The following is an 11,990-nucleotide window of genomic DNA, read 5'->3' on the forward strand; positions in this document are numbered from 1 at the left end:
GACAAAGGGACAGAGAAATATTTCATCGAGAAAATCAATGGAACTTTCCCAGACCACCGTATTTTGGGGGAGGAAGGCTACGGTGATAAGGTAACCGACCTTTCAGGAGTAGTCTGGATTATTGACCCGATAGATGGCACAATGAATTTTGTCCATCAGCAGCGTAACTTTGCGATTTCCATTGGGATTTATATAGACGGTGAAGGAATAATCGGCTTGATTTATGATGTGGTTCACGATGAACTGTACCACTGCATCAAAGGAAATGGTGTTTATTTGAATGAGAACTCAATCCCAAACCTTGAGCCTTCTAAAGTGAATGAATCCATCATTGCCCTGAATGCAACTTGGGTGACTCCTAATAAGCGAATTAACCATGAATTACTCATACCTCTTGTCAAAGATGTACGCGGAACTCGGTCATATGGCTCCGCTGCAATGGAAATGGTATATGTAGCGACTGGAAGAATAGATGCATACCTCACTCCAAGACTGGCACCATGGGATATTGCCGCAGGCATCATCATGATTCAAGAGCTTGGCGGAAAAGCTACTACTCTCAGAGGAGAAGAATTCGATATGCTGCAGGAAAATTCTTTGTTCGTTTCGAAACCGGGACTTCATGGAGATATATTAAAAAATTATCTTAAGGATGGAAAATGGTAAAAGTGAGGTGGAGGGCATTCCAGAAAACAGATCTCACTTTTTTTCAAGAAGTAATTTCAGCAAGTGGAAAATGGCAGGGAAATGAATTGCAGGGTGCTGAGCTAAGCCATTATATGAATCAATATGATGAATTAGATGGTGAGTGGCGGATTTGGGAGTGGGAAGGTTCTCCAGTTGCAATCACATACCACTTGGTGTCATCTCCATCAAACAACAAAGCCTGGATTGGAACTATACTGGTCAAAGCCTCGGAAAGACGAAAAGGGATTGCTGCTTCGATCTTGAATCAGCTTGCTGCAGATTTGAAAGAGAAAGGCCATAGGGCACTATTCGCGGGAGTGCCAATAGATGAATATGAATGGTCAAACTTTCTTAGTGATTGTGGATTCGAACAATTTAAATCAGAAAAAAATAAAGGCGAAACCTTTTTGGTCATGGTTCGCCCGCTTGATTAGCCGGCTGGGTTGCAGCCGGCTTTTATATTTAAATTGTATCGGAGGATCAAAGCTCTCCTGCTTCCCTCATCTTCTTTTTCTTTTTGAAACCGAAACCCATGACAATTACTAGAGCAATAATACAGGCAATTACTCCCATAACACTCCGTTCCCCTATGGCGATTCCTATGCCAATCATGCATGAAGTGGCTGCAAAAGCGAAAAATAATAATGGCCATTTTATTTGCTTCAAGGTAGTTCCCCCATTCGACATTTGGTTGCAAATAATAATATATTTAATTGTACATTAAAATGCTTTTAGGTTTCTACACAAATTATGTTATAATATGTAGGTTGTGAAAAAAGCCAATAGATAAATTACGATATTAAAGGCAGGGTGACTTTTTTGAAATTAAGAGAAGATATTAGAAATATAGCAATTATTGCCCACGTTGACCATGGTAAAACAACGTTGGTTGACCAGCTTCTGAAGCAATCTGGTACATTCCGTACAAATGAGCATGTCGAAGAACGTGCAATGGATTCAAATGATTTAGAAAGAGAACGCGGTATTACCATTCTTGCGAAAAATACAGCAATTCAATATAAGGATAACCGCATCAACATCCTTGATACTCCTGGCCACGCCGACTTTGGCGGTGAAGTTGAACGTATCATGAAGATGGTTGATGGCGTATTATTGGTAGTCGATGCATATGAAGGTTGTATGCCACAGACTCGCTTTGTTTTGAAAAAAGCGCTTGAACAGCATTTGACGCCGATTGTTGTTGTTAACAAGATTGACCGTGATTTCGCTCGTCCCCAGGAAGTAGTGGATGAAGTAATTGATTTGTTCATTGAACTTGGAGCAGATGAAGACCAGCTTGAATTCCCAGTTGTCTACGCTTCAGCGATTAATGGTACTGCAAGCTTAAATCCGGAAAAACAGGATGAAAACATGCAGTCACTTTATGAGTCAATCATCGAACACATTCCAGCGCCAGTTGATAATCGCGAAGAGCCACTTCAATTCCAAGTTGCGCTTCTTGATTACAATGACTATGTTGGCAGAATCGGAATTGGCCGTGTATTCCGCGGTACAATGAAAGTTGGCCAACAGGTTGCACTTATGAAATTGGATGGATCTGTTAAACAGTTCCGTGTAACGAAAATTTTCGGTTTCTTTGGTTTGAAGCGCCAGGAAGTAGAAGTAGCTTATGCTGGAGATTTGATTGCTTTATCCGGAATGGAAGATATAAACGTTGGTGAAACAGTTTGTCCATTTGACCAACAAGATGCACTTCCGGTATTACGAATCGATGAGCCAACACTTCAAATGACGTTCCTTGTTAACAATAGTCCGTTTGCCGGCAGAGAAGGTAAATACTTAACTTCAAGGAAGATCGAAGAAAGACTTCGTGCTCAGCTTCAAACAGATGTAAGCTTAAGGGTTGATAACACAGATTCTCCTGATGCATGGATCGTTTCTGGTCGTGGGGAACTTCACCTATCGATCTTAATTGAAAATATGCGTCGTGAAGGTTACGAGCTTCAAGTATCAAAACCTGAAGTTATTGTTAGAGATGTTGACGGTGTAAGATGCGAGCCAGTTGAACGCGTACAAATCGATGTTCCAGAGGAAAACACAGGAGCTGTTATGGAGTCAATCGGTGCACGTAAAGGTGAAATGCTCGACATGATCAATAATGGAAGCGGCCAGGTTCGTTTGATTTTCAATGTTCCTGCACGTGGACTTATTGGATATACAACAGAATTTTTAACTTTAACTCGTGGATATGGTATCATTAACCACACATTCGACAGCTACCAGCCGATGCTTCAAGGACAGGTAGGCGGACGCCGCCAGGGTGTTCTTGTATCAATGGAGTCTGGAAAAGCTTCTACTTATGGAATCATGCAGGTTGAAGACCGTGGAACAATTTTCGTTGAGCCAGGTACAGAAATTTATGAAGGCATGATCGTGGGCGAACACACTCGTGAAAACGATATTACTGTAAATGTCACGAAGGTAAAGGCAGCAACGAATATTCGTTCTGCAAATAAGGATCAGACTTCTGTCATCAAAAAGCCAAGAATCATGACTCTTGAAGAGTCATTAGAGTACTTGAATGATGATGAGTATTGTGAAGTAACACCTGAGTCTATTCGCCTTCGCAAAAAGATTCTTGATAAAAATGAACGTGAAAGACAAGCGAAGAAGAAAAAGTTTGCTGAGATTTAAGCTTAAGTAGGGGGAAGAGGTATGGACGTAAGCCAGAGATTATCATTTTTTGCAGCACTTTTTAGAGTCGATGAGAACCCGACCGTTGGCATGTGGCTGCTGTATCTTACAATTGTAGCGTTAAGCATTGTCGTTTATAAACTCGGCTTTGCTCAAAAACTGCCATTGCTCAAAAATATTTTAATTTATGCATTCTTGTCACTTGGCTCTACCGTCCTTACCTTCCTTGCTATATTTCTTCCGATTGCTGAGGGTCTTGTCGCTGCAGTGTTAATCCTGATCATTTATAAAATGAGGCTGCGCCAGCATAAAAAAGAAGAAATGAATGCGAAATAGGAGTTGGCAATATGAAATCACTCCAGGATGCTATCTATAATTGGCTGACAATTAAAATTGTCAGTGATGCCCGGCCGGACGACACTGCTGCGGTTGAAACTACTCAGCTGTTCGAAAAAATTCTTGCTGAAGAACACAACGTAGAGTCGCATGAGATGAAACGCGATGCTATCATGTACTATGTAACAGTGGTACAGGAAGGCCAATCGAAGGAGTATCGTTTTCCACGGGACCTAATTGAAGTAATGCTAGATCAAATCAGGCAGGAGCCTGACAAATACGTGAATTACCCTGAAAAAGACTAAAAAAAATCCGCCTTGAAAAGGCGGATTTTTCATTTTAGTCACTTCACACAGTTATGGAGAGGGGAAGGCTTTTACCAGTCGTCTTTTTCGACACGTGAACGGTAGAGGCGGAAATTGCCGGTAGCCAGTCTGAGCTTGGTTTTTTCGGCAATCCTTTCATCACAGGAAATGCACATATATGTATGGATCGGACGATTCCGGAGCCGTTTTGCCTGAAGGGTATCGCTATTGATTGTTTCAATTTTATCGCATAGAACACATTTTACTCTCATTACCACACCTCTTATCAATAATAATCATACATAGCATGTTTCGAATTGGATTATATTATAGTATATCATTGTTTTTAGTCTAAAAAGTGAAAAATCGTTTGATTTGCCCTGTGTAAGGGTTCGTAGTACTATTATGATAGTTTAAGGAGGGTGTATATGGCAAATCAAGTTGAACCTAAACTGATAAAAGCTTTATTTGATGAACTGCAAAAAGAACGTTTCGTTACATTGGCGACAGTCGACCATGAAACAGGCGGTCCGAATGTAAGTGCGATTTCATGGGTGCTGGCAAAGGATGAGCAAACCATTTACTTTGCAGTAGATAACCGTTCCCGCATCATCGAAAATATTAAAAGCAATGATAAAGCGGTGATCAACTTAATCGCAAATGAATCTACATATTCAATCAGCGGGGAAGCAAATGTGAAGCAAGAGAAGCTAGAAGATGTTCCGTTGAAGCTTGCTCTGGTGGAAATTAAAGTCCGTGAAGTAAGGGATGTTATGTTTTACGGATCAAAAATTGTCGCAGAACCGCAATATGACAAAACATATGATAAAGATGCAGCTGCCCGTTTGGATAAGCAGGTTATGGATGCAATGAGAAAAGCTTAGTCGTAAATGACTAAGCTTCAGACTGTAGACAAACTCGATAAATGCGAGCTTGTCTACAGTTTTTTTATCTTAGTTGGTAAATAAAACAGGTCTGTTGATTTCCGTTCCAGGCGCTTCGCTTTCCGCGGAAGAATTATGAAAAAGCCCAACTGCCGGCTTTTTCATAAGCAAATTCTTCTAGGGGCTGGCGCTGAGCCTCCTCGTCGCTTCGCTCCTGCGGGGTCTCACCTGTCCAGCTGAGCCCGCAGGAGTCTGCGCGCCTTCCACTCCAATCAACAGGTTTTCAAATGCTGATCTGTGACCTGTATCTTTGCCGACAAGCTGAAGCTTAGTCGTAAATGACTAAGTTTTTTTTATGGATTTGCAGCAGCGATTATTCCTGGGAACCATACGGCGACTTGGTATACTGAGTAGGCGGTACAATGCAATTGACCATTGTGCAGGTGTAGACTCATTTATTAGCAAGCGATGTCAAGCTTTCATATGTGTATCTCTTTCATTAATGGATAATTAATTCCCATAAATCCATCTATTTATGATAATTTGATTCCTGCTCCTGATTCTTTTCAAGTTTTTTCTTTTCTTTGTCGCTAAGTTTATTTTTAGGATCTTCGGTTGGACTCTTTGTTTGTGGCTCAATCATGTCAGCTGGTACCTCGGGCATTACTCTACCGGTTATGTCGGAAAGTTCATTCATGATGCCCTGGATTGGTTTTCCTTTTTTGATATCTGCTGAAATTTCTTTTAGCCTTGCCGTGACATCTGGGTCAGCTACTACAACCGCACGTGCTCCGTGAGGATCTTTTCTTAAGGTTTCAGCAACGGTGTATTTAACAGTGTCAACCTCTGATCTTTCCATTTTGTCATTGACATCAATCCCCACGATTGCGTACCTTCCAATCACGACTGCCGTTGCATCATCTACATTGGGCACGCGGGTCGTCAGTCCTACGAGATGTTTTGATATTTGCTGACCGGACTTGCGGTCAACCTGTTGTATAGCGGTGTTTTGGACTTTGACTTTGTGATTCTTGTCATCCTCATTTGCATTGTTCAGGGCATTACATGCGCTCATAAATAATATTAATGACAAAACGGCAAGCAATCTAATCATCTTAACCCCTCCGGTCATAAAAATATTAAATCATTGCTGATTTTTTGATGGAAACTAATAGAACGTTTATCAATCTAAAATACATGCCAAAAAATCCTCTGTAAAATGCATCGACCGCTTATTACATAGCTAACTGGAAAAAAAGCGCGGAAGGATGCTGGATAAAAGAAATCCTCAGTGGTTATTGTGCAAAATATCTTCTATCTTTATACAAGAAGTCATATATTTTACAAAAGTCACGGCCAAGGCTGTCAAGGCGCCAGCGTCGAGATCAAGAAGGCGGGAGGCATCAATTTGAGTAAAATATACGTACTGGATACAAACGTTTTATTACAGGATCCGCATGCTATTTTCTCTTTTCAAGATAATGAAGTTGTCATACCTGCTGTTGTGCTGGAGGAAGTTGATTCGAAGAAAAGATATATGGATGAGATAGGGCGTAATGCTCGCCAGGTTTCAAGGCTTATAGATGGGATGAGGGACACAGGAAAATTGCATGAAAAGATTAATCTTGAAGGAGGAGGCACTCTTCGGATAGAGCTTAATCACCGCTCGTTCCATCAGCTCCAGGAAATATTTGTGGAAAAAACAAATGATAACAGAATACTGGCTGTAGCTAAGAACTTAAGCCTTGAAGAGCAAACAAAGGAAGATGGCCGTCAGGTAATCCTAGTCAGCAAGGATGCACTGGTGAGGGTGAAAGCGGATGCCATCGGGCTGCTCGCAGAAGACTTCCTGAGCGATCGGGTAGTAGAAATAAATCATCAGTACTCGGGCTACGCAGAGGTATATCTGGAAATTGCGGTTCTTAATCGGTTTTATGAAAAGGGAGAAATAGATATATCAGATTTGAATGGTCAAAATTTTGTATACCCAAATCAATTTTTAATCATGAAGGATATTCTCGGGAGTTCGGCATCAGCAATTGGCATGGTGGACAGCAAGAAGAAAAAAGTGAAGAAACTGGTTTTTGAGCATGAAGGGAAGCATATTTGGGGAATCAGACCAAGAAATGTACAACAAATTATGGCATTAGAGTTACTATTACGAAAAGACTTGCCTCTTATCACGCTCATAGGGCGTGCGGGGACAGGTAAAACCCTGCTCGCACTGGCATCTGGCCTTATGCAGACGGAAGATCTCGGCATCTTTAAAAAGCTGCTTGTGGCCCGTCCTATAGTGCCTGTTGGGAAGGATTTAGGTTTCCTTCCTGGTGAGAAAGAGGAAAAGCTAAGACCGTGGATGCAGCCGATTTATGATAATCTGGAGTATTTATTCAATACCAAAAAGCCTGGAGAACTTGATGCCATCCTTGCTGGAATGGGATCTATCGAAGTGGAAGCATTAACCTACATCAGAGGCAGGAGTATTCCTGATCAATTCATTATTATAGACGAAGCACAGAATCTGACTAAACATGAAGTGAAGACGATTCTTACAAGGGTAGGGGAAAGAAGCAAAATTGTGCTGATGGGAGATCCAGAGCAAATCGACCACCCATACTTGGATGCTTACAATAATGGACTTACTTATGTGGTTGAAAAATTTAAAGACCAGCAGATCGCTGGCCATGTTAAGCTCGTGAAAGGTGAGAGGTCCGCTCTCGCACAGCTTGCTGCAGATTTGCTTAAATAAATATCACAACTATTTCCGTAGTAGTAACACCTCAATAAACAGAAACAGGTTTGCAATGAGCTTCAATAAAAAACGGGCATCACTAAAGATGCCCGTTCGAGTAACCCATACATATTATTTAACAGTAAATCCAGTCACTTTTTTGATTGGATTTCCCGAATTTGAGCCGTCTTGATAGTAAACATGCAAGGGACCATCATCCCTTAATGGCTTACCGTCTTTTGAAAATCCCAAAATGAGACTATAAGCTTCTGATAAAGGAAGTTTAACCTCCCCCATGCCGCATTCAATGAGAATATGCTTCGCATCAGATTCAGGCTCAGCATTATCAAGAAATGGCTTAAATGGAATGCCAAAGGTACCTGTCAGCACCTTTTCCTTTTGAAACTTGACTTCTGTTTTTAAAGTTGGGGGATAGACAGCCCCTTCCATAATTTCTCGGTCCCAATGCTTCGAAATGGACTTAGTATACTCTTCAAGATCGCTGTTTTGTAATTGTTCTTGTTGGAAATATGTATTCAAATCCACTTTTCGATCGTCAAAAATCCAGACTCCCGGATCTAATGTGATTTTGTATTTCACTTTGCCTTTAATAGGGATAATAGATTCCATGATGTTCCTCCTGCTATTAGACATCTTCTTTCCTTAGTATATCGATAAATTGGAAAATTGTCATTCTGGCAGGGATTCCGGCCTCTATCCAATAATTTCTGAATCCTTAATATTCTTGCATTTTTGGTTGCTTAAGGGTAAAATTTAAAGATAGGATCGGGTAATCGCTCGGAAACGGGGGGATCAAGTTGGCGTCTGATATGATAATAAACCATCAGGAAAAAGCCCATGCCTTGCTTAAGGCTGACGCTGATAAAATTTTAAAGCTGATCAAGGTGCAAATGGATAACCTGACTATGCCTCAATGCCCTCTTTATGAAGAGGTTTTGGATACGCAAATGTTCGGCTTATCAAGAGAAATAGATTTTGCAGTCAGACTCGGCTTAATCGAAGAATCGGACGGTAAAGTTATTCTTGGCCAATTGGAAAGAGAACTTTCTGCACTGCATGAGGCTTCGTTAAAAAAATAAATTCATAAAAACTCAAACAGTCCGAAACGATTGTTTGAGTTTTTTTGTGATTGTGTTCAAGAAACTAAAAGGCCAACTTATTTTGGTTACTCCCATATGACATAGTTTAAAGATGTTTTAAGTTTTCACGAACTTTTCCTTAAACTAAGGCAGGATATTTCAACTTATAGTAGAATAGATAAAACAACTTAGAAGATGGGGAAGAGACGATGTTAAAAAAAATACTGAAATCATATGACTATTCATTGATCATTGTAATTACGCTCCTATGCTTGTTCGGACTTGTCATGGTTTACAGTGCCAGCATGGTCACTGCCATCCAACGATATGATTATCCTAGCGATTTCTTTTATCAAAAACAGAAATTAAATCTAACTCTATCTGCTATTCTGTTTGTGTTTGCTGCTTTCTTTCCTTATAAAGCGATGAAAAGCACAAAAATTCTCTTGCCAATGGTTGGCTTGATTTTAGGAGGGCTTGGTGCTCTATTCCTATTTGGGAAGGTAACGAATAATGCCCTCAGCTGGTTCGAAATAGGGGCGAGAAGCGTCCAGCCTTCGGAATTTGCTAAGCTAAGCGTGATCATTTATCTATCAGCTGTTTATGCAAAAAAGCAATCCTACATAAATGAATTTAATAGAGGTGTTGTGCCTCCTCTAGTGTATCTGGTATTGGTATGCATCCTTGTAGCGATTCAGCCGGACTTTGGTACCGCCGCAATCATTTTTGCGATTGCGGCAACGATTATTTTTTCTTCCGGAATGAACCTGAGAAATATTTCAAAGCTGATTCTTATCGGATTGGTCTTTCTTGTCCCGCTAGTTCTTTTGCTTCAGGATGAAATTTTCTCAAAAACGAGAATTGAGCGTTTTACTGCGTACAGCAATCCTTTTACAGATGAAAAGGATTCGGGATACCATCTCGCGAACTCTTATTATGCAATCGGTTCTGGTGGTCTGAAAGGGCTTGGACTGGGTGAAAGTGTCCAAAAACTAGGCTATTTGCCAGAACCGCATACTGACTTTATCATTGCTGTCATATCTGAAGAACTTGGTATATTCGGAGTGGGATTCGTATTAGTGTGTCTCGCATTTATTGTCTTAAAAGGAATATTTATAGGTCTCAGATGCAAGGACCCGTTTGGAAGCCTGCTGGCAATTGGAATTTCCAGCATGATTGGCATTCAGTCTTTCATAAACTTAGGTGGAGCTTCCGGTGTTATTCCGTTAACTGGAGTACCGCTGCCATTTGTAAGCTATGGAGGATCTTCATTGTTGCAGCTGGCAATAGCTACTGGAATTCTCGTGAACATATCGATGTTTGTTAATTATGAAGAGAAATACAAGAAGGATAAAGCTGCCGAGCCGAATCCAAAGCCTGCGATTGTATCGCAGAACACATTTAAATTCAGATCATAATAATTAAAAAAAGCTGCAGCAATCGCTGCAGCTTTTTATTTTGCTGTTGCTGGCGGTAGATCCACCGGGTTATGCTTTTGGATATTAGCTGCATTTTTCTTGCTTCTGGAAACAAGTAAAATAAAGTAGCTAAGTACACCGAACAGTACAGAGATAAAGAATGCGTGTGCTAATGCAACATATAAATTAAGTCTTGTAAATATGATCATTGCACCTGCAGTTACCTGAAGGGATACAAGAATGAAGGAAATAATCCAGCCCCAATATAATACTTTCTGATCCTTGTAATTTTTAATTGCCAGGTAGGTGACATAGGCAATCCATATGAAAATGAATCCGGCTGCCGCCCTGTGGCCCATCTGGACCCATTCATAAATATTAGTCGGTAACAGTGGCCCTTCGCTGGTACATAATGGCCAGTCCTTGCAAACGAGGCTGGCGTTCATATGTCTTACTAGAGCACCTGTGTATACGACCATATAGCTGTATACAGAAAGTCCAATGATATGGAACTTCATTCTTTTATCAATCACCAGCTTTTCGGCCTGGAATTTTTTATCGACTTCAAAAATAAGCATGGTCAATAAAAGAACAGCAGCAAATGAGATGAGTGAAATGCCGAAATGGAGTGCCAATACAAAATCTGATTGCCCCCATTTCACGGCTGCAGCGCCAATCAATGCCTGAAGCATCAAAAAGAAAAATGATAATACAGATAAAAACTTTGTTTCACGAATATGGCCGATTGACCTCCATGTCCATATTGATAGGGCCAGGACCATAATACCGACACTGCCTGATACAAGCCTGTGTGCAAGTTCAATAATTAATTCCGGTGTAATATCAGTCGGAACAAATTCTCCGTTACATAACGGCCAGGATCGACCGCATCCCATGCCTGATTCTGTCTTAGTTACAAGTGCTCCCCCGAGCAAAACAAAAAGCATTCCGATCGTGGTCAATACAGCAAGCCACTTAAGGGAACGTTTCATAATCATCACCTGCTTATTTAAAGTTCGATAAGTTGTCAAATAATAAACTTGACATGTATAATAAAAGAATCTTGTAGAAAAGTAGAAATTCTATCCATATATTAACGAAATTTGACGAAAAAGGATAGAAAGCAATACTTAAGATACTACACAATAAAAGATAAATATTCAATACTTCTTGTCCTTAATGGACATTCAGGATTTTTATAGGTAAAATGCACAGTGCTAGGTATGTACTTGTCTAAAAAAAGAATACATACAAGCTTTATGGCTATCATGAGAATATTATCCAAAAATATATATATTAAGATGAAAGACATCGAAATCATCTTGTCTTGATTTTATATGATTATTTCTTGCAATAGAAAAGAACTTTATGGATAATGGCGGTAGGACACAAATTAGTCAAAATTTGTTCAAAAAAAATTCACAAAAAAGTTGTGAAGTGTGATTTAATATACAACGTAGGTGATATTTTTCTACACAAACATTTAACAGCCTTTACACGTTGGGATTAGTGAAAACTACCGTTAGATATAGCAATATGAACTCTTCTTTTTTTTGTAAAAATTTGCTTGCCAAATTTAACAAATTAAAGGGGATGAAGGAGGATATGGATGTCTAATTCAAAAGCTTTCAGTGAAGCTGTATTAGAGAACGGACAGCCTGCAGCCGTGGAGAACACGGTGCTAAAGGACTTTCTTGCATTAATAAAAGTAGGCATTGTGAATTCAAACGCGATGACCACTTTTACTGGATTATGGCTGGCGCTTCATTTTAGCGGCGCACATTTTTTGGATAATATTGATTTAATCCTGGTTACGTTGATAGGATCATCGCTTATTGTTGCAGGCTCCTGCAGCCTTAACAACTATATTGACC

14 protein-coding genes and 1 pseudogene are annotated in these 11,990 nt (G+C 40.1%); 10 read left to right on the forward strand and 5 right to left on the reverse strand.

What is annotated here, in order from left to right; all coding sequences use genetic code 11:
- Both WB217_RS07150 and WB217_RS07155 read left to right on the forward strand, forming a co-directional pair.
- A partial coding sequence (locus tag WB217_RS07150; protein WP_423991989.1) for an inositol monophosphatase family protein occupies positions 1-666 on the forward strand: 666 nt, incomplete at its 5' end.
- Positions 660-1,121: a GNAT family N-acetyltransferase gene (locus tag WB217_RS07155; RefSeq protein WP_423991991.1), complete on the forward strand. Its 462-nt coding sequence runs from the start codon at positions 660-662 to the stop codon at positions 1,119-1,121. The genes WB217_RS07150 and WB217_RS07155, both read left to right, overlap by 7 nt.
- Positions 1,122-1,167: 46 nt before the next feature.
- Here the strand turns inward: WB217_RS07155 and WB217_RS07160 are convergent, their stop codons facing one another.
- Complete coding sequence (locus WB217_RS07160; protein WP_423991993.1) at positions 1,168-1,353, reverse strand: YlaF family protein; 186 nt, start codon at positions 1,351-1,353, stop codon at positions 1,168-1,170.
- A 153-nt stretch (positions 1,354-1,506) separates the two neighbouring features.
- On the opposite strand from WB217_RS07160, the gene typA reads away from it, so the two are divergent.
- Genes typA through WB217_RS07175 form a run of 3 tightly spaced genes read left to right on the forward strand, consistent with a single transcriptional unit; the run spans position 1,507 to position 3,983 of the window.
- Positions 1,507-3,342: a translational GTPase TypA gene (gene typA / locus WB217_RS07165; RefSeq protein WP_423991995.1), complete on the forward strand. Its 1,836-nt coding sequence runs from the start codon at positions 1,507-1,509 to the stop codon at positions 3,340-3,342.
- Between the two features lie 21 nt (positions 3,343-3,363).
- A complete protein-coding gene (locus WB217_RS07170; protein WP_423991997.1) occupies positions 3,364-3,678 on the forward strand; it encodes a YlaH-like family protein in 315 nt (104 codons plus the stop codon).
- A gap of 11 nt (positions 3,679-3,689) precedes the next feature.
- Complete coding sequence (locus tag WB217_RS07175) at positions 3,690-3,983, forward strand: hypothetical protein (RefSeq protein WP_423991999.1); 294 nt, start codon at positions 3,690-3,692, stop codon at positions 3,981-3,983.
- A 71-nt stretch (positions 3,984-4,054) separates the two neighbouring features.
- Here the strand turns inward: WB217_RS07175 and WB217_RS07180 are convergent, their stop codons facing one another.
- Complete coding sequence (locus WB217_RS07180) at positions 4,055-4,255, reverse strand: YlaI family protein (RefSeq protein WP_423992001.1); 201 nt, start codon at positions 4,253-4,255, stop codon at positions 4,055-4,057.
- 156 nt (positions 4,256-4,411) lie between these two features.
- Here WB217_RS07180 and WB217_RS07185 point away from each other — a divergent pair, with 156 nt between their 5' ends.
- The gene (locus tag WB217_RS07185) at positions 4,412-4,867 is read left to right on the forward strand and encodes a pyridoxamine 5'-phosphate oxidase family protein (protein WP_423992003.1); all 456 of its coding nucleotides are present in this window, start codon (positions 4,412-4,414) and stop codon (positions 4,865-4,867) included.
- A gap of 529 nt (positions 4,868-5,396) precedes the next feature.
- Here WB217_RS07185 and WB217_RS07190 read toward each other — a convergent pair.
- Entirely contained in the window at positions 5,397-5,981 is a 585-nt protein-coding gene (locus WB217_RS07190) for a YhcN/YlaJ family sporulation lipoprotein (protein ID WP_423992005.1), read from the reverse strand.
- Positions 5,982-6,275: 294 nt separating this feature from the next.
- Here WB217_RS07190 and WB217_RS07195 point away from each other — a divergent pair, with 294 nt between their 5' ends.
- Positions 6,276-7,616, forward strand: coding sequence for a PhoH family protein (locus WB217_RS07195; protein ID WP_423992007.1), 1,341 nt, complete (start codon positions 6,276-6,278; stop codon positions 7,614-7,616).
- A gap of 114 nt (positions 7,617-7,730) precedes the next feature.
- On the opposite strand, the gene WB217_RS07200 is transcribed toward WB217_RS07195, so the two are convergent.
- Positions 7,731-8,228, reverse strand: coding sequence for a peptidyl-prolyl cis-trans isomerase (locus WB217_RS07200; protein ID WP_423992009.1), 498 nt, complete (start codon positions 8,226-8,228; stop codon positions 7,731-7,733).
- 188 nt (positions 8,229-8,416) lie between these two features.
- On the opposite strand from WB217_RS07200, the gene WB217_RS07205 reads away from it, so the two are divergent.
- Together WB217_RS07205 and WB217_RS07210 are read left to right on the forward strand one after the other, a co-directional pair.
- A complete protein-coding gene (locus tag WB217_RS07205) occupies positions 8,417-8,698 on the forward strand; it encodes a YlaN family protein (protein WP_423992011.1) in 282 nt (93 codons plus the stop codon).
- Between the two features lie 209 nt (positions 8,699-8,907).
- Positions 8,908-10,116 (forward strand): FtsW/RodA/SpoVE family cell cycle protein, encoded by a 1,209-nt coding sequence (locus WB217_RS07210; RefSeq protein ID WP_423992013.1) that lies wholly within the window; start codon positions 8,908-8,910, stop codon positions 10,114-10,116.
- A gap of 35 nt (positions 10,117-10,151) precedes the next feature.
- Here the strand turns inward: WB217_RS07210 and WB217_RS07215 are convergent, their stop codons facing one another.
- A complete protein-coding gene (locus tag WB217_RS07215) occupies positions 10,152-11,108 on the reverse strand; it encodes a COX15/CtaA family protein (protein WP_423992015.1) in 957 nt (318 codons plus the stop codon).
- A 617-nt stretch (positions 11,109-11,725) separates the two neighbouring features.
- On the opposite strand from WB217_RS07215, the pseudogene WB217_RS07220 reads away from it, so the two are divergent.
- Positions 11,726-11,990: pseudogene (locus WB217_RS07220) on the forward strand (protoheme IX farnesyltransferase); the annotation flags it as partial.

Origin of the sequence: Mesobacillus sp. (assembly GCF_049588175.1) — a bacterium.
GTDB lineage: Bacteria > Bacillota > Bacilli > Bacillales > Cytobacillaceae > Mesobacillus.